Here is a 20,347-nt window from a genome sequence, read left to right as displayed (position 1 = left end):
GAATAAAAGAATTACATTCGATTAAATGTTTTCAGTATCGCTTCACCGCCATTTCGTATCACTTCCTCGGCTGCGCGTTCTCCGAGAGTCATGGCTTCATCACGAGGAACTCGAAGCTCGACTTCGACTTTTTCACGTCCATCGGTCGTGAGGATATTTCCACGGAAATCACAATAGTCACCATCGAACTCGGCGAGCGCAGCAATCGGCATCGAACATCCACCGAAAAGCGTGCGAAGGAATTGGCGCTCGATATACGTCGCAAGTTCTGTGTCACGGTCATTGAATGCACGACAGAGTTCGATAACTTCTTTATTTTTTTCCAGGCAAGTAATTCCGAGAGCTCATTGGGCGGGAGCTGGTAATAACCAGTCCAGAGCAACAGTATTTTCTATTTCGAGTCCAAGTCTTTCTATCGCTGCCGCAGCGAAAATTGCTCCACTCCAGTGAGTATTTTTCTCGAGCTTCTCGAGACGAGCCTGGATATTTCCACGAAGCGGTTCGGTCGCATGAGTTGGATACCGATTGAGCCATTGGGCTCGACGTCGTAAACTACTCGTTCCAATCACATATTCGAGACTTTCTTCTGGAAGAGTTCCTTTATGAATGAGTATATCTCCATAATTCCCGCGCTTCGGCACACTCGCGAGAATTATTCCTTCTGGCAATTTGGTTGGGACATCCTTGAGCGAATGTACCGCGATATCGATGCGACCATCGAGGAGGGCGATATCGAGCGTCTTGGTGAAAATTCCCTGAACCCCCATCTCATACAGTGGCGAAACAAGATCTTTTTCTCCATCACTCTTGATAAAAACGAGTTCTGTTTTGATGCCGAGTTTTTCGATTTCTTTTTGGACGTATTCTGCTTGCCAGATGGCGAGCTTGCTTTCGCGGGTTCCGATGCGGATAGTTTGCATACCTTTTGGTGTATAGATTGAGTTCTTTTAGGATATGAAAAAGTGGGCAGAAAGCAAGATAAAAGGCTTAAGACTAAGGAAAAAGTCTAAGAAAGGTTTTTTTCTTTTGTCATCCCGTAGGGATCCCTTTTTCTTGTACTTATGAGAAAAGATTTATCAAAATCTCTTAAGGTGAGCCGGAAAGAGATTCCTCTATTTCGCTCCGCTTCATGGTGGAATGACAAAATGGAAGAATATTTGAAAGGATACGAGTTCTCTGTATACTTACTCGTGTTTCCGTCATTCTGAGTGTAATGAAGAATCTACTTTTGCTCCGTCACTCTCGAGGAACGAAGCAATCCAACCACTAAAATTGTCATTTCGAGTGTAGCGAGAAATCTTCCATTTAATTTTTCAGAGTCCAAATGTACTTTTGCGAGACCAAAAGTACCAAAAGTCTTTCAGAGGTCTTCCATGCTTCATTTTGGTATTTGTTACCAGTTTGATTTCCTAAATCACAAAAACTCGTCGCTTCACTCCTCAAACAGTTTGTGATTTCATACAGAAATCTTCACTGACAAATACGTAAAATTCGCATAAGGAAGAAAACCACAGAGACGATAGAATAAGAAATCAAAACTCACAAAAATAAAGAAGCAAAATCAGAAACAAGAAGACAAGAATCCATCCTAAAAACTAAAAACTACATACTAAAAACTCACCTTCATGCACATCCCAAAACCCCTCCTCGACAAGTATAACACTCCCGTTCCGAGATACACGAGCTATCCGCCCGCGAATTATTTTCACGCTGGTGTTACGAGCGAGCAGTATCTCGAACTCATCGAGTCATCCAATCACGATGAACCGAGCAATATTTCCTTTTATGTGCATATTCCGTTCTGTGCGCAGATATGCCTCTACTGCGGGTGCAATCAGATAAAACTCGGAGAAAAGAGCGCTGTCGATATCTATCTCGAAGCACTCAAAAAAGAAATCCAAACTATCACCGCCCATCTCGATAAGAACCGAAAAGTTTCTCAGATTCACTACGGCGGTGGAACGCCCAATATTCTCACGACTGACCAACTCTGAGCAATCAACGACATTTTCCACAGTCAATTCGAGTTTACTGAGAATCCAGAAATCGCGATCGAATGTCATCCTGCACACTTGGACTTTGCATATATTGATGGCTTGGTGAATGCAGGATTCAATCGCATCAGTATCGGTGTACAGGACTTTGATGAACGCATCCTCGCCAACGTTCACCGACTGCCATCCCGACTTCCTATCGAAGACCTCGTCACCTATATCCGAGAAAAACATCCAGAACTCGGAGTGAATCTTGACTTCATCTACGGACTTCCTGGTCAGACAACAGAGAGTTTTCTCGCGACTATCGAACGAGCAATCCAGATTCGCCCTGACCGACTCGTGACGTTCTCCTACGCGCATGTGCCCTGGGTAAAAAAATACCAACTCGCGCTCGAGAAAATCGGGCTCCCAACCGCCGAGGACAAGATGGAGATGTTTGCGCGTTCTCGTGCTTTTCTCAGGGAATCTGGGTATATCGAAATCGGAATGGATCACTATGTTCTGCCGTGAGATGAACTCGAAGTAGCACTCCAAAACCACACACTTCATCGCAACTTCCAGGGGTATGCGACGCGTGATACGACGGGTCAGGTCTATGCCTTCGGGACGTCGGCTATCACTCAACTCACCGGCAGCTACATCCAGAATGTGAAAGATATCGAGACGTATACTGCTACACTGGAAGCAGGACAACTCCCGATAGAGAAGGGATACGTTCTGAATCAGGATGAGATAGTCATCCGCGACATCATCACGGAACTCATGTGCAATGGATATCTGGATTTCTCTATCATCGCGAATCGATACAACCAAAGTACAGAAGACATAAAAAAACTCACCAAATTTTCGCCGAATATGTTCGACGAGTTTGTCGCGGACGGACTCATGGAATATGAAAATGATATTATCTCTGTCACGGAACTCGGTATGTTCTTCATCCGCAACATCGCCACTACACTTAATCCTGCCTACACGGAAGGGAAGGGGGTGTATTCGAAGTTGGTGTAAAAACTATTTGACAATATATATATATTTACTATTGTAATAAATAACTCACAGGAGTCTATACTGCATTGTGCTTTATTGGATAATCTTGGAGGAAAAACTCATAGGAGAATGCCATGAGTATTGGACTTGCAATTGGTTTAGTAATTGACCTAGGAGGTCTCCTTGGTCAAGGAGAGGGGGCAAGTGGTGGCAGTACCGAAACGGGTGGAGGTGACGGAGGAGGGGATTTTCTCTCTGATGTTGCTGATATGGTTGGCGGTGTTGTTGATGAAAGGAGGATGATTCAGGTGCCTTTCAGAAACATCCCGAAAGCAATAAAAAACTTTCGGATGCTTCCTTTTTTTGTTCCATCCCTCGCCCTTGCCGCAGAAAAGACTGGAAGCAAGGCGTGGTACCACAACTTCGCCTTCTACATCGGTCCCGTAATCGATGTTGGTTTCCTCTACTTCACTGCTGGTGCTTGCTTAGGTGGTTTCGGCTGTCTGGCAGGTGGTGGTGGGTTGAAGTTGGGCAACTTCGGTATTGGTGTTCTCTTTCCTTTCTGGAAGTGGTGGTGATACTCATTTCCAAAGGTGTTTACAGGGGCTGTCTTCGGATGGCCCTTTATTTTGGGTAGAAAAATCCAAGAATTAATTCCTCCCCGAACTCTCGCACTTTCTTTAATCAATTTTGCTTATACAGAAGGGAAGTGGGTGTATTCGAAGGTAGTACAAAAGTTAGTTGACAACATGGATAGAAAATCTAAAATACAAATCAAATAACTTCTTTGTATGTCAGAAATTATAAAAGCACCTCCTTCAGTATATATTGGTGGAAATTATTTGTCCCCAACAGATATCTCACGCGAACAGTTTAGGAAGATTATGGCAAGTTGTCTTGATATCGGCTGAGATGATTTATGAAAACTCATGGCAACTTATGATCTCGCAAAAGTAAGTTTTGGATACAAGTTAGTAGTAACTCGTCGCTCAGGAGATAGATATTTCGAACATCCAAAAGCTATTGCTCTCATTGGTGCAGTAGAATGTCGAGACAAAAGTCTCGTGAACTCTCATGCTCGTCTTCTCCATGATAATGATGAAGATACGCGAATCGGAGTGGAGAGTCTTCAGTATCTTATTGGAAAAGAGGTTGCTCATCGAGTAGCATCTGTTTCGAATCCAAAAAAGACAGGAGATGCTATTCTTGATAAAGAGAGAAAGAAAGTTCATTATGCTAGTATAAAATGAGATCCTGAAGCAGGAAAAATAAAAGTTCCCGATAGAATCGGGAATCTTCGAACCCATGAGATTCGGTTACTACTTGATGGTTTTATACAATCATCAAGTGCTTCAAAAGAGCAAATAGAAAGATGGATCAAAAATGCAAGGTGACAAGTACAAGAGACAGAGGAATACATTATTCCTATTGCTGATACCTTATGAGGACTATATATTAGCTTACTCCTTCAGGAATTTAGAAATCTTGTAGAGGGAATTCGAGCAGTTGAATCTTAGAGTCTCCCCACCTCCTCTGCGAACTTCTTCACTTGTTCCCAATCGGTGAACTCGATGGGTTCTGGAGTTTCGAGAGGTCATCCTGTCATTCGCATGATGAGGCGGATCATGAACGCATCGAACCAATTGTAGATATTGTAGTCGAGCTTGCCCGCGAACACGGCAGAGAGTTGTGGCTTCCACTTGATTTTCGCGAGGAATTTCCGCACGTAGGGATTGGTTTCGGGGGTGCATTTCTCGGATTTTCGTGCGACGAGATTCACGGAGAAGAAGGCATTCTTTCGCTGTGATAGTTCCTCCGCATGAGCATCAATCCACTTCACTATCGATTTGTGGTGGTAGCCGTAGCGGATAGAGGAGCCGACAATGATTTTGTCATATCCCGTGAGGTCAACAGGCTCTTCGAGAACATTTCGTACATCAACCTCGTGATCCATGGATTCGAGCGTGTCACGGATGACACCTGCAATCTTCTGAGTGTGACCGTCGGTGGTGGCGTAGATGATGAGTGTTGGGGTAGACATAGAAATAAGAGAAAGAAAACTCCCGAAGGAGTTTCTTGAGAATTATATGATTAGTAGGTGCTTCCGGATTTTTCATTCATGATATCTTTCCCAATGCCGTCATCTCGTAGCTTGTTCCATACCCATGAGATATATGCGAGAACCACAGGCGCAAGGAGTGATGCATAAGAAATTGCTATGAGCGTGTAGCGGCTTGATGAAGCATTTTCTATCGTGAGTGAACTCTGAAGATCAGTGAGAGAAGGATAAAAAACAGTATTGTTCCATCCGACGAAGAGAAGGAGTGTGAGTGCTACGAAGAATGTTCCGAGTGCCGAGAACCAGAATGCTCGACGGAACTTCGTGAAATATCCGAGAACGATTCCGAGAACCACCATGAGAACTCCATAGACGAATCCTGCTGTGACGAATGGCATTTCGAGAAGATTATGCAGGTACTTGAATTCTTTCATAGAAACAACCCCTGTGAGTGGATCATAACCGAATCCGTCTATTGTGAGAATCTTGTAGAGGAAGAAGAGGAAAAATACGAGAAAAAAGAGTGTTGATGGAAGGAGATATTTTCGGGCTCTTGCGACGAGTTCGTTATCGTTGATATTCTTGATGATATTGAGACTCGCAAGAATCGTTGTCAGGAGGACAATCGCAACACCAAAAGAAATATTCGTGAGCCATGCACCCTGGAGTGGATTCCAAAGAGCTTCGAGTCCATGCCATGCACTATCCCATACAGATACGGTATCACCTGAGAGAAGACTTGTTTTCTCGACATGGAAGTTCGCACCTGTGAAGAATGTGGCGACCGCGACACCAATAAGGAGAGGGACACCTATTCCATTCAAGAGAAGGAATACTTCGTATGTCTTTTTTCCGAGAAAATTTCCTACCTTTTTCCTGTACTTGAATGAGACACCTTCGATGATGAAGAGAAAAAGAATCGCGAACCAAACGAAGAATGCACCACCGAATGAAGTCGAATAGAAAAGTGGAAATACTGCGAAGAATGCACCACCGAATGTCACGAGAGAAGTGAAGGTGATCTCATAGCGTTTTCCGACGGTATTGAGCATTTCGGTTTTTTCTGCTTCTGACTTCGCGAGGAGAATCGCGAGCGTCTGGCCTCACTGGACATAGAGCATGAATACGAGTCCTGCACCGATGAATGAGATAATGAACCAGAGATATTGTTGGAGTTCCAGAGTGGAAAGCGTTTCGAACATAGTGAAGAAAATTAGGAATTATATGAAAAGAAAGGAATCATGATTATTCTGCTTGTTTCTTCGGTGCTCTTTTTCTTGGAGCTGGTTTTTCTGTTGTTTCCTCGACTTTTTTTACTGCTGGCTTTCTTGGAACAGGTTTTTTGACTGGAGCTTTTCTTTTGGCTGGAGCAGGTTGAATAGATTCTTTTTGAGCTGTTTCATCTTCATCTTCATTGTCATCTTTTGTTGCTTTTTCTGCGATTTTTGGTCCAACTTTTATCTGATTCAGAGCAATGCGGAATGCAGCAATGAAGAGTGTTGTGAATATGAGGAAGAATCCGATAAATATAAGTGCAACATTCGTCGTGCTTGTTGCAGATATGGCTGCCTTGGTAGGGAGAACTTCATAGACAATCCATGGTTGACGTCCGACTTCTGCGACAGCCCAGCCGAGTTCAGAAGAGATATAGACGAATGGAATAAGAATAATCGCAAAAAGAAGAAGGAAACGATATTTCTCAAGCGTTCTCTTGTGTGCAAGCCACCACATGAGAGGGAAGAAGAGGGCAATGAAGAATCCGAGCCCGACCATATAACGGAACGACCAGAAGAGGAATGGAACATTTGGTACGAGTTCCCCGAGATTATTCTCATCGAAATAGCCATATCCGAAATCTTTCTCATATTTCTTGTATTCATTGAGTGCTATTTGTGCGCTGATAGTATCTCCATTTTTGCTATATTCTTTATACTGTTTGAGTGCTTCGATAGCGATTTTTCCATTGCGGATACGCTCTGGAGCTGAGACGATTCCATGTGCAGGATCTCATTCTAGGAGATTTTTGATACCAGGAACATAGGCATTAGTGTCACCAAAAAGAAGCCAAGAGAGAACTCCAGGAAATTTCATTTCCCAGAGAACATCGCGAGTTCCGTCGGCTTTCTGTTCACCGAAGAATGCAAATGGAGCAAATCCCGCATGAGTTCCTCATTCATAGAGACCTTCCACAGCTGCCACTTTCATTGGCTGGTATTTTGCCATATCCTTTCCAGCGAGATCACCAGCGATAATATTCATGATAGAAGCGACAGCTCCAAAAATCGAAACAAGAGCAATTGTTTTGTATGCGAACTCTTTTTCTCTTCCCTTGAGGAGATACCATGAACTAATACCAATGACAACGACACTTGAGAGAGTGATGGCAGAAGAAAGGGCATGGAAAAGCTTCGTGAGTGCAACAGGGTTGGATACTACCCCCCACATATTGATCATCTCATTTCGGAGCGTGTCAGGATTGAATACCATTCCTGTTGGATGCTGCATCCAACCATTCGCGATGAGAATCCATACGGCTGAGAATGATCCACCGAAAGCAACAATCCATGCAGATGCGAGATGGAATCTCTTACTCACTTTATCCCATCCGAGGAGCATCACTGCGAGAAATGTGGTCTCGAGGAAGAAGGCAGCGAGTCCTTCGATCACGAGTGGTGCACCAAATATATCTCAGACGAACCAAGAATAGTTCGACCAGTTCGTTCCAAATTCGAACTCAAGGATGATTCCCGTTGCAACTCCGACAGCGAAGTTGACGGCAAAAATTTTTGTCCAGAACTGAGTGATTTTTTTCCACATCTCACTTCCAGTGACGAAATATATCGTCTCCATAGTGGCGATGATATACGTAATACCGAGCGTGAACGGAACAAAAATCCAATGGAATCCAGCGGTCAGTGCGAATTGCGCACGAGACCAGTCGACGAGACTCAAGAATTCGAACATAGGGAAAAAGGTTAGAAAAAAGAAATAAAAACATTTTGGTGCTACTTCCCGAGATTGAGAAGATTCTCAGCTACATGATTTGCTCGATCTGTGTCATTATCGAATTGTTCATTGAGAATATCAGGAAACAAAAAATTGGCGATAATCACGAGGAATATCACCTTCACAATCACGAGCTTCCACAAATTCCTTCCGAAGATGGTCATGTTTCTGAGTCCATTGTAGTAGAAGAAGAAAACAGAGCGAAGAAAGGACATGAATGCTTTTTTATGTACTGCTACCAGTATAAAGGATTTTTTTCAAAAGCAAATTTTTGTACTAAAAATGTATACAAAGAAATACTTTACCCATCTGTTTCTTTTATCACTTCACGAATGTTTCCGAGAGGTTTTTGTAACTTTTTGTACCAAATGCAATCATCGTGACAATGAGCCCAACGAGTCCTGCAAGAACGAATACAAGAGCCATTGCTCGATCGGGAGTTGTACCCCACCATCCACCGAATATCTCATCTCCGACAGGACTGGCAAGCCAAGGAATCACGAGGAATTGTGTGAGCGGTCCAACAAAAAATGCAGTAAGAGGAGAAGCAATATTTTCCATCGATTGTCCAAATCCAAAGACTCTTCACTGGCGTTCGAGAGGAACCACCTTTTGCATAATAGTTTGTTCTGAAGATTCTGCGATAGGGCCGAGCATCATGAATCCGAAAAATCCGATTCCAACGAGCCAGATAGAAGATACAACAGGGAAAAGTATGCAGATAGTCCACATAATGGCGTTGACGAAGAGAAGGGTTTTGACGGGATTTCTTCCGAGTCCGTATTTTCCGACGATCATTCCTCAGGCGATGAATCCGATACTTGTAATCGCAAGAACCGTTCCCCAGATTTCTACCGATACGAGAGAAAGTCCGTATGCGTCCATCAGTGACATGAATACTCCTCCGAGAAAGTTGTTGAACATCGCAAAGAATATCATCGCAAAAAGTCCAGAAATTCCTGCGATAATCCGTATTGTTCCTATCAGATCGATCTTCTTATCATCTTCATGTCGATCATCGAGGTATGACTCAGGAGGAAATGAGAGTGAGAGAAGATGGAGTATCACGAGGAGTGTCACTGTCATACTAATGCCTACTGCCCAATCCATCCCAAGTCGTCCGATAATCAGTCCCGAGAAAACCGATACTACCGTGAATACGAGTCCATTCACTGCTCCAATCTGCCCATTTGCCTTGTCTCGTCACTCTTCTGGAATGAGGATGGTCACGAGAGTCGAGAGTGCTATCATACGGATATTACCCACCACCACTCCGAGCATCGTCACGAAGATGAAGAGCCACAGCCAAGGATTCCACATATCAGTCCATGCAGATTCAGGAAAATATGCGAGCATACCGAATGCGAGTGAATAGAAAAGGAGGGAAGTGACTGATGATACGAGCATAATCGGCTTCTTGCGATGATGATCGACGAGAGATCCGAACCAGATACCTCCGAAGAGATTGAGGACTAGATATATCCCTCCAAGCATCCCTGTAATGAAGACCGAGTGTGTCTCGAGATAGAGCCAGAAAGTAATCGCAAACCAGATCAGCATATTCGTGAATCCAGCGATTGCGGTGTTGATGAGGATGTGGGGGAAGAGGCGAGAGTTATGCATTTTATAAGTTTATTTGATTATCCATTATTTGTTTTCATGCATTCTCTTCTACAATTTTAGAGACAAAGTAAATCCTTTTTTTAAATAGCTTACTATCAGTTAAATAATCTTTACTCCAATTTCTAAGCAGTATTTTTACGGCTTCAATTAATAAAGATTGTAGATCAAGAGAAGAAATAAATACAGTAAGACTTCATTTTAGCTTGTCTTCGATTTTTCTTGCACTCTTTGCATTATTTCTATGAACTATTCCTATTCATTCAGAAACAGAATAAAAATGTACTAAATAGTTTCTAAAATTTCGCATCTTTTTCGGTGTAATTTTTCAGAGAAATTTACTATTTTTCTTAAAGTATCAATTTTCAGTTGAGAGTAAAAATTTCGCAATAAACTTTTCTTTTTCTTTTGTATTCAATGTATGTTCTAAGAGTTCTTCCTTACTACCTAGTTCCAAGTTATATGCGATATGTAGACAATATATAGTTTCAAGAAATGCAAATAAACTTAGCATTTCTCATACTATAGCGGGCTTTCTGTACTCAAATTGACTTATGAGTAAATCAAAATCAATCTCTTTTGGAGAAGGTAGATTGATTCCACTATCTTCAGCCTTTTTTGCAATAGTTCTAGTATAGTTAAGTAGTTTATTTAGCTCATCTTTTATAATACTGATACGCTCTTCCTGCTTTAATAAAAATTCAATATCTTTTTCTATATTCATTAAAAATTCAAATATTGGTGTAAGATTTGGTGATAAAATTATATTTCAGTTGATTTCATCGAAAAGAATATGAGTAGGTGTATCATCAGACATTATTATTTGTGATTCTTATTATGAGTTTGAGCTATTGTATTTTCAAGTCATGTAATTCCCATAATAATAAATCCTGTTGATAAAATAAGTGTAATTAATAATGCTATCTCAAATCACCAAATATTGTAACTAGTAAAAGTTACAATAATATTTAATATACTTGTTATAAAAAAGGGTTTTAGAATATTTGTTCACTCCATAGTAAATAAAAATTATAAAAATATATAGATTTCTATTGTACCTTTTTCTTATGTTTTTCAAGACTTTTTAACTTCTCAACACCTTCTCCATCATTTTCCCTTTTGCAAGTTCATCTATGGCTTGTTGGGGGGAACCAGTATCTATATACTCAGAATTATTTCTTCCTGATAGATAAATAGAGTTCCACTAAGAGAGTGCATACCAATACAAAAGTAGTTGTGAGAGTGAACTCTGCATATCTCTCTGATTCAGCACCGAAGAGAGGAGATAGAAGAATGAGGAAAAAATTCCAAGCAGCATGTACTCCGACGAGAAAGATAATATTCTGGTATCGTAATCGAAGCAGTGATAAAATCAATGCAAACAGAAACATATTGATCAGATAATATATCGTATAGTTATCCTGAAGCTGGATATGTACGTATGAGAAGATGATTGCTGAGATGAGTATCGCTATCAATCGGGCATATTTTCCATCGAAGAGACTGATATAGAGTCATCGATAGTGCAATTCTTCATAGAATGCAGAAAGTGGGATGAAGAAGAGATATCCCAGAATCATGAATAAAATATTCTTTCAGAATTCAGGATTGAATGCATACGGTATCGAATGAAAAACGACCCCAATTCACACAACAATAAAAACAAGAAGTAATCCATAGAGTCCTCCGCGGAAGAATTCTTGAAGCAATAGCTTTTTGTCTGTGATTCCTATGCCTATGAGTTCTGAGAATGGTCTCCTGATGACATATTTCCAACCGAGAAATATGGAAAGGAGCATGATAGGAAAATAATCTGGGAACTTGAGTCATGGATGGAGAAAGGTAAAATATCCGTAATCAATAAGCTGTATCGCAAAGAGAAAACTAACAGCGAAAATGAGATGCTTGAGTCATTGGAATGAGAAGAGTGGGTATTTTTGCATATTTTCGAAATTCCTTCAGAATACCTTGCTGTCTTGTTCAGGAAAAAACTCGTTGAATTATACTGCTTCGTATGAAAAAGCAATAATGAAAGTGTGTAATCATCGCAAAATATCGCGAAAGAATTTCCATTTTTTCGGACTTTCCGATATACTCAAGGTAGTTATTACTTTTTCCTTCTTCTCATGAATCTCCTTTCTGGAATGAATGGACTCCGAGCTCTTGCGGCCATCATCGTGGTGGTCTATCACTTGAATCAACAACTTCCGACAGACTGACTTTCAGTCTCAGTATTGGCTGGACACAATTTCATTGCTCGACTCTCGCTCGTCGTGAGTGTTTTCTTTTTTCTCTCTGGGTTTTTCCGAGCTCTATCCTACTGGAAGGTACTCGATACTCCCGAGAAAATACCAGATTTCTGGTCGTCACTGAAGGATCGATTCTTCCGCATCGCACCCGCATATTATGTAGCGCTTGTTCTGAGTATCATCGCAACGGTACTGATTGGGAATACAAATTCTCTCAATATGTCGGCGATTCTCGCAGGATTTTCCTTCACGACATGGATGAATCCAGATACACTTTTTCCAGTGATTCTGAATGGTCCACTCTGGTTCGTGTCGTTCGATATGCTCGGTTGGATCCTGACTTCGCTCGTGATGATGGGACTTTTTCGTGTCGGTCGGAGATATATGATTCCGTATTTTCTCACGGTCATTCTCGCGACATTCGCTCTTCATGAACTCTGGATATCGCTTCCATGGCATCAGACGAGTCAGTTTCCAGCGAATTACTGGTTTCCACTTTACAATCCGTTTCTCTTTTTTCTCCACTTCTTGTTCGGGATTATTGCTTCCGGTATTGTTTACACTTTGCAGAAGCGAAAAGTACAACCTCACGTGTTTTTCGATATTGGAGTAATAATTATCGGTATTGTTTTTTCTGTCTTCATCTGGTTCATTCGCGATGTCTGGGATGATTTCGCGTATTCTTATCCGAAGTGACCGTACTATTTCCCATGGATTCAGATTCTCATCGCACTCGGATGTAGCATATTGCCATTCACTCGATATATCGGAACTTGGCTCGATAATCGCTTCGCTCTCTTCACGGCGAAAATATCCTATAGTCTCTATCTGATTCATGGAGTTATCATTGCATTTTTGCTTGCGTTTGTATTTCGAAATCCGCTCTCTGTCCAAGAGTGGGGAGCGTTCGTGATGATGACAATAGCGTTCTCATATCTCGCAGCGTTTTTGCTCTATCGTTTCGTCGAAGTTCCATCTATTCCGAAAAAACAAAAATAACCAATAACAAAATTCTTATGATTGGATTCAAAAAAATCGAAAGTGTCGTCGTCATCGGTGCATCCGAAGATACTCGAAAAATCGGGAACATCCTTCTTGCGAAGAATCAGGATTTCTCCGGTCGCGTATACGGAGTCAATCCGCGATGAGGAAATGCGTATGGGAAAGATTTTTTCCCGAATATCTCGGCGCTTCCTGAAGTTCCAGATATTGCCATTTTCGCGATTCCAGAGGCTTTTATCTATGACTCACTCGAAGAGGCAGGTGCGTTCGGTATCCAGAAAGCAATCATCATCACTGCAGGATTCAAGGAAGTAGGAAATAAGGAGTGAGAAAAACGACTCCAAGAAATCGCTCTAAAATATGGAATTCGAATCCTCGGGCCGAATTGTCTCGGATATGGCGATACTGCGAAATGACTCAATCTCTCTTTTGGTGGGAATTTTTTCGAGTCGGGAAATATCGGGATTATTTCCCAGTCGGGTGCCATGGCGGTTGCGATTACCGATGTGCTTTCTGAGCGTCGTCTTGGATTTTCCGCGTTTTTCTCACTCGGGAACAAGGCAGATATCGATGAATCGGATATTCTCGAAGAGCTTGCTGATGATACTCATACTGAGGTGATTGCCGTGTATCTCGAGAGCATTGCTCGTGGAAAAGTTTTTCTCGAAATGCTCAAAAAAGTCACTCCAAAAAAACCAGTCATTGTCATGATCGGTGGTGTTTCTGATCATGGGAAGAAAGCAACTGCTTCGCATACAGGTTCGCTTTCTGGCGACCGAGTTATGTATGAGGCAGCGATTCGCGAATGAGGTGCGATGCTCACATACTCGCTTGCAGAGTTTTTCGATTTGCTTCAAATATTCTCTCGTGCGGCTCGTCGCGACATCGTCGGGAATCCGTATATCATCACGAATGCAGGATGACCAGGTGTGCTCGCGACAGATCAGTCAGAATTCCATCATCTCGAATTGGCAACTATCACGCCAGATGAAGATGTGAAACTTCGCGTCAATATGCCGACGATGATGAGTACGAAAAATCCGATCGATATCATCGGCGATGCGGATAGTGAACGTGTTGCACAGATACTTACGAATATCGTGATGGTTCGTCCCAGTGCCGATATTCTTTTTCTCTTCACGGTGCAGGCGACGACAGATATCGATGCCATTGCAGAAAAAATCGTAGAATTCTCGAGAGAAAATCCTTCGTATCATATTTTCATCGGGCTTATTGGTGGGGAGACGATTCTTCGTGCGCGCGAGAAATTCGCTCAGGCGGGAATATTCGTCACACTCAGTACGGAGTCACTCATCGGAAGCTATGCGAAGCTTGCGAATCAGAGGAGCGTGAATCAGAAGCAACCGTCAGAAATCGCCACTATTCCACACGGAGAAAAGAAAGAATCTCTCCTTCTCGATCAGAATCAGACGGAAGAACTCTTCCAGTCTTATAGTATCGCATCGACGAACACGCGAGAATATACAACACTCGAAGAAATCCTAGACCATACAACAAAAAACACCTGACCGTTCGTGATGAAAATGGCAGGAAAACGTATCATCCACAAGACGGAAATCGGTGGAATTGTTGGTCCAGTTTCATCTCGAGAAGAAGTGACTACTGTCTATGAGACGCTCCAGAAAAATGGAGAAATATACTGCAAAAATGGGGAAATGGAATGAGTAGCAATAGGGAAATTCCTCACTCCGTCACCAAAACTCGAACTCTTTTTCGGTGCGAAACGCGACGCGAATTTTGGTGAGACATTCATCGTCGGGGCAGGGGGAATATTTCTCACGATTCTCGATGATACCAGACTGCATATCGGACAGTGGACTCGAGAAGAGATTGCTGATATTCTCGCATCACTTCGCTCGTATCCGCTCATGACAGGATATCGTGGACAGCAACTCGCTGATATAGATGGCCTTATTGTACTCCTCGAGAATCTTTCTCGACTCTTCTTCGAGCATCCAGAAATCCGAGAAATCGATATCAATCCTATCATTTTCAATGATGGAAAACCGTATGTGGCGGATGGGAAGTTGTATATAGATTAGCTAGCCACCTCCCGTATCATCCCTTGTACACTCGATTTTCCATTCCAGATATTTTCTTCGAGTTCGATGACGAGCGAGACGATATTTCCAACCATGAGTGCTGATTTCTTGTCTTCCGCATTCCAGAGGATGAATTTGATATCTGGATTTTCGGCGATTCGGAGAGAAATATGTTTTCCCTCTGCGCCGAGTGTTCGTTGTTCGGTGATAGTCACGTTTTCGAGCATCCAGAGCGGTTTCGGATTCCCGATGCCGAATGGTTTGAAAGTATCGATGATTCTGAGGGTAGCAAGATTCGCAAGCCGGGGATCGAGGATGCTTTCGATTTTAAGTGTTTTTTCTGGGATTTCTGCGAGATTGTACCGTTTCGCGAATGCTTCATTGATGGCTTTTTGGAAATCGGTGAATTTCGATGCTTCGATGGTGAATCCTGCTGCCTGACGATGTCCTCCATATCTGACGAAGAAATCCTTGCATTCATCGAGCAATTCGACGAGATTGCACCATTCTGGGGAACGACAGCTCGCTACTAAAGTGGCGGATTCAAGATTTATCGAAGAGTATCCTGTGGACAAGATTCAAGATTCAAGATTGCTAATACTATGATTTTGAATTTTGCATTTTGCATTTTGCATTTCACTTTCGTATTCCCGTTTTTTCGTTTCTTCACTTTTTCCTTCATGCTGTGAGCAAAGTACGATAGATGGTCGATCGTAGGCTTCGGTGAGTTTTCCAGCAACCAGTCCTATGAGTCAGTGTTCCAGTTTTTCATCTACAAAAAACAAAATCGCATCATCAGGATTCGCTTCCATGAGTGCTTTTTCTGAGAATTGTTTCACGACTTCTTGACGACGACTATTGAGTTCTTCGATCTCTTCGAGGAATTCATCGCACCGATCCTCACTTGCGAGGAGCCAACGAAGTGCTGTGAGCGGCGTATCCATTCTTCCACTCGCATTGATACGCGGGCCGATTTGGAATCCGATAATATCAGCATTTCCTTCGACTTTATCGTTTCCTTCGAGGAATTTCCTGAGTCCTGCAGATTCAGAGTTTTTCATCTGGCGCAGTCCAAGAGTTGTGATAGTCCGGTTTTCTCACATGAGTGGCATACAGTCAGCGACAGTTCAGAGACTTGCGAGATCGATGTATCGAGCAAGCACCTCATCCCCTGACCCCTTCTCCTTCAGAGAAGGGGAATTGGTATTATTTCCCTCTCTTTTAGGAGAGGGATTAAGGGTGAGGTGGATTCCATGAAGAAGCTTGAAAGCCACACCAGCACCAGCGAGATTCGGAAATGGATAATTGCTATCTTTTCGCTTCGGATTCAATATAGCGACAACTTCGGTTGGGATTTCTTCAGGAACCGCATGGTGGTCGGTCACGATCACGTCGATTCCGAGCGATTTCGCATGACGAATTGGTTCGATATCGCGCGTTCCACAGTCGACTGTGATGACGAGCTTCACATTTTTAGGCGCCAGCTCATCGAAGAAATATGACTTGAGTCCATATCCATCATGAACGCGGTGGGGAAGACGATAGGAGACGAGACATCCGATTTCTGTCAGGAACTTCACAAGAATCGCAGTACTCGATACTCCGTCGACATCATAGTCTCCAAAAATCACGATTCGTTCTTGATTTTCTCGCGCGATGAGAATCCGGTTTACAGCCTTCTCCATGTCTGGCATGAGAAACGGGTCATGAAGGTCAGATATTTTCGGCGAAAAAAATGCAGTATCATTGGCATCGATATTTCGATTCTTCCTGAGGATTTCTGCTATGTTGGTACTCGGATTGTGTTGGAGATGAATATTCATAAATTTTGGAGCTTTTTTGACTTTGGGATATCGACGAGTATACTGAACGAGCTCCAAAAATAAACTTTTTCTCTATAAGAACTTTGTTTTTGTAGATGTATATCTTTCCAAATAAAACTATTTTTATTTTCTCACTTCATCATCCTATGAAAACACGAATTCTCCTCGGAATTGCTACTCTCTTCATCCTCGCTTCTTGTACGCTTGGCTCACAGAAAGTTCCACCAGCGAATCCTCCGATGCCGACAGCTCCATCTGGCGCGTCAATTCCCGATGTGACTTATCCGACTTCTCAGTCTGATTCACTAGCAACGAAGTTCTGTACCTCGAAATGAGGTTCAGTTTCTATCGAATCTTCCGGCGGTGTAGATATGGCATATTGTACACTCACGGATGGAACGAAGGTTGACGCATGGCAATATATGAATACAGAGACATCGAAGAATACGCCATAAAAAATATCACCTACCAATCATGAAAATCATGGTTGGTTTTTTTCTTGTCTTTCTTCCTGTTTTCCTTACAATCTCGTGCATGAATCTTTTGCAAATATTTTTCATTATTTCGGGAATTATTATTTTTCTCGTTGCGTATGATATCGCGAAACGTGAACGTTTCAATGCGTTGCATTTTCTCGTGTTTCTTGGTGTCGGAAGCGGACTTCTGATTTTCACATTCGTTCCAGAAGTGCTGGATTATATTGGGAAGATATTCGGTATTGCACGTGGTGCGGATGTTCTCGTGTATGTGAGTATCATTTTTCTGTTTTATTTTGTTCTCTTACTTCTACGCAAAATAGAAAATACTCGTGAGGAAGTCACTCGTCTTGTTCGTGAAATCGCCATCCAGAATGCAAAAAAATAACATCATTTTTCTCATCCGTGCCTACAATGAAGCCACTCGGATTCTCACGGTGATCGATGAGATTTTTCAGGCTGGATATCATCAGATTCTCGTAGTTGATGATGGTTCATCGGATGATACGCCTGAGATTCTGCAGGAATATATCGACTCTGGAAAAATTCACTATCTGCGTCATGTGATTAATCGTGGTGGAGGTGCTGCGCTCGAGACCGGTTTCGAATACATTCGACGAAATGCAAGTGAACAGGATTGGGAGTATGTTGTGACGTTCGATGCGGATGGACAGCACCGAATTGAAGATATGTCTGAGTTTCTCGAAACATTCCGAAAACAGCCAGAATTGGATCTTATTTTTGGGTCTCGATTTATCGTGAAGACTGATTCCAATGTTCCAGTTATGCGACGACTGACACTCTGGTGAGGAAAGATATTCACTTCCCTGATTTCTGGAGTTCATCTCACCGATGCTCACAATGGGTATCGTATGGTTCGAGTTCCAGCCCTTCAGAAGATGAATCTCACCATGGATGGTATGGAATACGCGAGCGAATTTATCGATCAGGTGGGGAAATATCATCTGAGATTCACAGAGGTTCCTGTGAATATTCACTATGATGAATATACTCTCGGGAAATGACAACGATTTGGTTGACCAGTTCGTATAGTACTTCGCATGATTTACAAGAAATTTTTCTAAACTTTTATGTCTCAAATAATTATCATCACTGGTGGCGCTGGATTCATCGGTTCCAATTTTCTCTCGAAATATGTTCTCGCATTTCCAGAAATTCGCTTTGTGAATGTGGATGCACTGACCTATGCAGGAAATATCGAGAAAATCACTCCTGAAGCTCGTAATGCTCCGAACTATGCTTTCGAACATGTGGATATTCGTGATATTGATGAGCTCCGCGCGGTATATCAGAAATATCAGCCAACTGATATTATTCATTTTGCTGCTGAGTCGCATGTAGATAACTCCATTCGTAATCCTCGTCTTTTTACCGAAGTCAATGCCCTCGGGACACAGAATCTTCTGGATTTGCATCGTGAATTTGGACTCAAGCGATTTCACTATATTTCGACGGATGAAGTGTATGGAGATATTCCTGAATCTGGATTCTTCACTGAGGAGACACATCTCGAACCCTCTTCTCCATATTCCGCTTCGAAGGCTGCTGGCGATATGCTCACACAGGCATATGGTCGGACTTTCTGAGTGGATTATACGATTACGCGCTGTTCGAATAATTATGGTCGCAATCAGAACTTTATTTCCCTCATTCCGCTTTTTATCTCGAAAATGGCGAAAAATGAGAAAGTACCACTCTATGGTGATGGTTCGAATATTCGTGATTGGCTCTATGTAGAGGATCACTGTGATGCTATCTGGGAAGTATTCACTCGTGCAGAACGAAGTTCTATCTACAATGTCGGAGGAAATAATGAATACACGAATCTCGAGATTACAAAAATCCTCTTGGGTGCGATGGGAAAATCTGAAGATTTGATTAGTTTTGTTCCTGATAGACCGGGACATGATAAACGCTATGCGATCGATGCGACGAAAATCAAAAATGAACTCGGATGGGCGCCGAAGGTGAAGTTCGAAGAAGGGATTCAGAGAACGCTGAATTGGTATCAATCGATTATTTAATTTTTGTTTATTTGAGTATGTCTTTTCGTAGAATATTTCTTGCATTTCTCCTCTTTGCTTGGTGCTCTTGAGTGTATGCATATGAACAACAAGGTTTCGTGAATTATACGGAACAAGCGGGATGAGTAGTGGATTTCCAATGTGAGAAAGAATGTATCATTCTCCTCGGAACAAAAAAGAATTTTGATACGATTCATTTTGCTGGGAATCTGACGGGAAGCGGATTGATCGGTTATGGACTTCTCAATAATCAGGAAGTAATACCATGAGCAGTCCAGAAAATAAATGGAACGCATTCGGACGATTTTGTTTTTTCTCTCCGTGACCTCACATATTACGATCAGATTCCAGAAAGTATTCCCGTATTACTGTTTGTCGAATGAACAGTACAGGGGAATCATGCGAGCTTCTGACTCGAGAAAAGTTCTTTCGCTGATCGGATTGCAACCGGATGGAATGACTTCTGGAAGAGTGAGAGTTTGACTCCGTATAGCATCAATTTTCGCTACTGAGTCAAGATTTTGTGAGTATCGATTATTACCATAGCGTATTGGATATTCGTACTTTTTGCACTCTTTCTCCTTCTTATTCCGAGATTCAGAAAAAAAGAATATTTCATTTCTCTTGGAATTATCCTATTTCTCATCATCGGAACCCGCAATCTCTATACGTACACATGAATCGTCAAGTCCTGACTCCAGAGCTATACATATGCTGAAGCTGACCAGAAAACATTTTTCGATTTGTGAGATTATATTGTTTTCACAGACAAGATTCGCACGGCGCTTGAGCTCGATACACGAACTGAAAAAAAGGATTGCACTATATTTGTCGATAGCATTCAAGATTGGCCGTTCAAACCACATTGGGATTCCCAATATCTGCGACCATGTCATGTGGTAGAGGACAAGAATATGGCTGATTATTCTATTTTCTATCACAAGCCATTGGTACAAGATGGAAGTGGTACCATTCTCTTGCAATACAATCAGAATTTTCTACTCAAAAATCATAAATAAT

General features: G+C 42.1%; 19 protein-coding genes. 10 read left to right on the top strand and 9 right to left on the bottom strand.

What is annotated here, in order from left to right; genetic code table 25:
* Positions 1-11 precede the first annotated feature (11 nt).
* Positions 12-920, bottom strand: a complete 909-nt coding sequence (gene hemC, locus PHY14_01425; GenBank protein MDD2693573.1) for a hydroxymethylbilane synthase — start codon at positions 918-920, stop codon at positions 12-14.
* A gap of 705 nt (positions 921-1,625) precedes the next feature.
* Between hemC and hemN the strand changes: the two genes are divergently transcribed.
* The 3 genes from hemN to PHY14_01410 all read left to right on the top strand — a co-directional run bounded on the left by hemN (position 1,626) and on the right by PHY14_01410 (position 4,501).
* Positions 1,626-3,005, top strand: a complete 1,380-nt coding sequence (gene hemN, locus PHY14_01420) for an oxygen-independent coproporphyrinogen III oxidase (protein ID MDD2693572.1) — start codon at positions 1,626-1,628, stop codon at positions 3,003-3,005.
* Positions 3,006-3,118: 113 nt separating this feature from the next.
* Entirely contained in the window at positions 3,119-3,766 is a 648-nt protein-coding gene (locus PHY14_01415) for a hypothetical protein (protein ID MDD2693571.1), read from the top strand.
* Between the two features lie 9 nt (positions 3,767-3,775).
* Complete coding sequence (locus PHY14_01410; GenBank protein MDD2693570.1) at positions 3,776-4,501, top strand: hypothetical protein; 726 nt, start codon at positions 3,776-3,778, stop codon at positions 4,499-4,501.
* Here PHY14_01410 and hemG read toward each other — a convergent pair.
* The 7 genes from hemG to PHY14_01375 all read right to left on the bottom strand — a co-directional run bounded on the left by hemG (position 4,498) and on the right by PHY14_01375 (position 11,612).
* The gene (hemG, locus tag PHY14_01405; protein ID MDD2693569.1) at positions 4,498-5,025 is read right to left on the bottom strand and encodes a menaquinone-dependent protoporphyrinogen IX dehydrogenase; all 528 of its coding nucleotides are present in this window, start codon (positions 5,023-5,025) and stop codon (positions 4,498-4,500) included. The genes PHY14_01410 and hemG overlap by 4 nt on opposite strands.
* A gap of 50 nt (positions 5,026-5,075) precedes the next feature.
* Positions 5,076-6,245, bottom strand: coding sequence for a cytochrome d ubiquinol oxidase subunit II (locus PHY14_01400; GenBank protein MDD2693568.1), 1,170 nt, complete (start codon positions 6,243-6,245; stop codon positions 5,076-5,078).
* A 43-nt stretch (positions 6,246-6,288) separates the two neighbouring features.
* Positions 6,289-8,007: a cytochrome ubiquinol oxidase subunit I gene (locus tag PHY14_01395; protein MDD2693567.1), complete on the bottom strand. Its 1,719-nt coding sequence runs from the start codon at positions 8,005-8,007 to the stop codon at positions 6,289-6,291.
* Between the two features lie 41 nt (positions 8,008-8,048).
* Positions 8,049-8,264, bottom strand: a complete 216-nt coding sequence (locus PHY14_01390; GenBank protein MDD2693566.1) for a DUF4492 domain-containing protein — start codon at positions 8,262-8,264, stop codon at positions 8,049-8,051.
* A 103-nt stretch (positions 8,265-8,367) separates the two neighbouring features.
* Entirely contained in the window at positions 8,368-9,672 is a 1,305-nt protein-coding gene (locus PHY14_01385; GenBank protein ID MDD2693565.1) for an MFS transporter, read from the bottom strand.
* 1 nt (position 9,673) lies between these two features.
* Entirely contained in the window at positions 9,674-10,486 is an 813-nt protein-coding gene (locus PHY14_01380) for a hypothetical protein (GenBank protein MDD2693564.1), read from the bottom strand.
* Between the two features lie 355 nt (positions 10,487-10,841).
* Positions 10,842-11,612 (bottom strand): CPBP family intramembrane metalloprotease, encoded by a 771-nt coding sequence (locus PHY14_01375; GenBank protein MDD2693563.1) that lies wholly within the window; start codon positions 11,610-11,612, stop codon positions 10,842-10,844.
* A gap of 183 nt (positions 11,613-11,795) precedes the next feature.
* Here PHY14_01375 and PHY14_01370 point away from each other — a divergent pair, with 183 nt between their 5' ends.
* Complete coding sequence (locus tag PHY14_01370) at positions 11,796-12,917, top strand: acyltransferase (protein MDD2693562.1); 1,122 nt, start codon at positions 11,796-11,798, stop codon at positions 12,915-12,917.
* Positions 12,918-12,934: 17 nt separating this feature from the next.
* Positions 12,935-14,983: an acetate--CoA ligase family protein gene (locus tag PHY14_01365; protein ID MDD2693561.1), complete on the top strand. Its 2,049-nt coding sequence runs from the start codon at positions 12,935-12,937 to the stop codon at positions 14,981-14,983.
* Here the strand turns inward: PHY14_01365 and PHY14_01360 are convergent.
* Positions 14,980-16,806 (bottom strand): DHH family phosphoesterase, encoded by a 1,827-nt coding sequence (locus tag PHY14_01360; GenBank protein ID MDD2693560.1) that lies wholly within the window; start codon positions 16,804-16,806, stop codon positions 14,980-14,982. The two genes, PHY14_01365 and PHY14_01360, sit on opposite strands and share 4 nt — an antisense overlap.
* 146 nt (positions 16,807-16,952) lie before the next feature.
* Between PHY14_01360 and PHY14_01355 the strand changes: the two genes are divergently transcribed.
* From PHY14_01355 to PHY14_01335, 5 genes are all read left to right on the top strand, one after another.
* Positions 16,953-17,261 (top strand): DUF333 domain-containing protein, encoded by a 309-nt coding sequence (locus PHY14_01355; GenBank protein ID MDD2693559.1) that lies wholly within the window; start codon positions 16,953-16,955, stop codon positions 17,259-17,261.
* Between the two features lie 88 nt (positions 17,262-17,349).
* Positions 17,350-17,670, top strand: coding sequence for a DUF2304 domain-containing protein (locus tag PHY14_01350; GenBank protein ID MDD2693558.1), 321 nt, complete (start codon positions 17,350-17,352; stop codon positions 17,668-17,670).
* Positions 17,657-18,367, top strand: a complete 711-nt coding sequence (locus PHY14_01345) for a glycosyltransferase family 2 protein (protein ID MDD2693557.1) — start codon at positions 17,657-17,659, stop codon at positions 18,365-18,367. The genes PHY14_01350 and PHY14_01345 overlap by 14 nt, the downstream gene beginning before the upstream one ends.
* Before the next feature lie 6 nt (positions 18,368-18,373).
* Positions 18,374-19,327 carry a dTDP-glucose 4,6-dehydratase gene (gene rfbB, locus PHY14_01340; GenBank protein MDD2693556.1) on the top strand — a complete coding sequence of 318 codons (954 nt, stop codon included), beginning with the start codon at positions 18,374-18,376 and terminating at the stop codon, positions 19,325-19,327.
* Positions 19,328-19,344: 17 nt separating this feature from the next.
* The gene (locus PHY14_01335) at positions 19,345-20,346 is read left to right on the top strand and encodes a hypothetical protein (protein MDD2693555.1); all 1,002 of its coding nucleotides are present in this window, start codon (positions 19,345-19,347) and stop codon (positions 20,344-20,346) included.
* Position 20,347 lies beyond the last annotated feature (1 nt).

The sequence above is a fragment of the Candidatus Gracilibacteria bacterium genome (genome assembly GCA_028687475.1).
Classification (GTDB): domain Bacteria; phylum Patescibacteriota; class Gracilibacteria; order BD1-5; family UBA2023; genus STC-74.
This window is presented reverse-complemented; position numbering and strand designations above follow the sequence as displayed.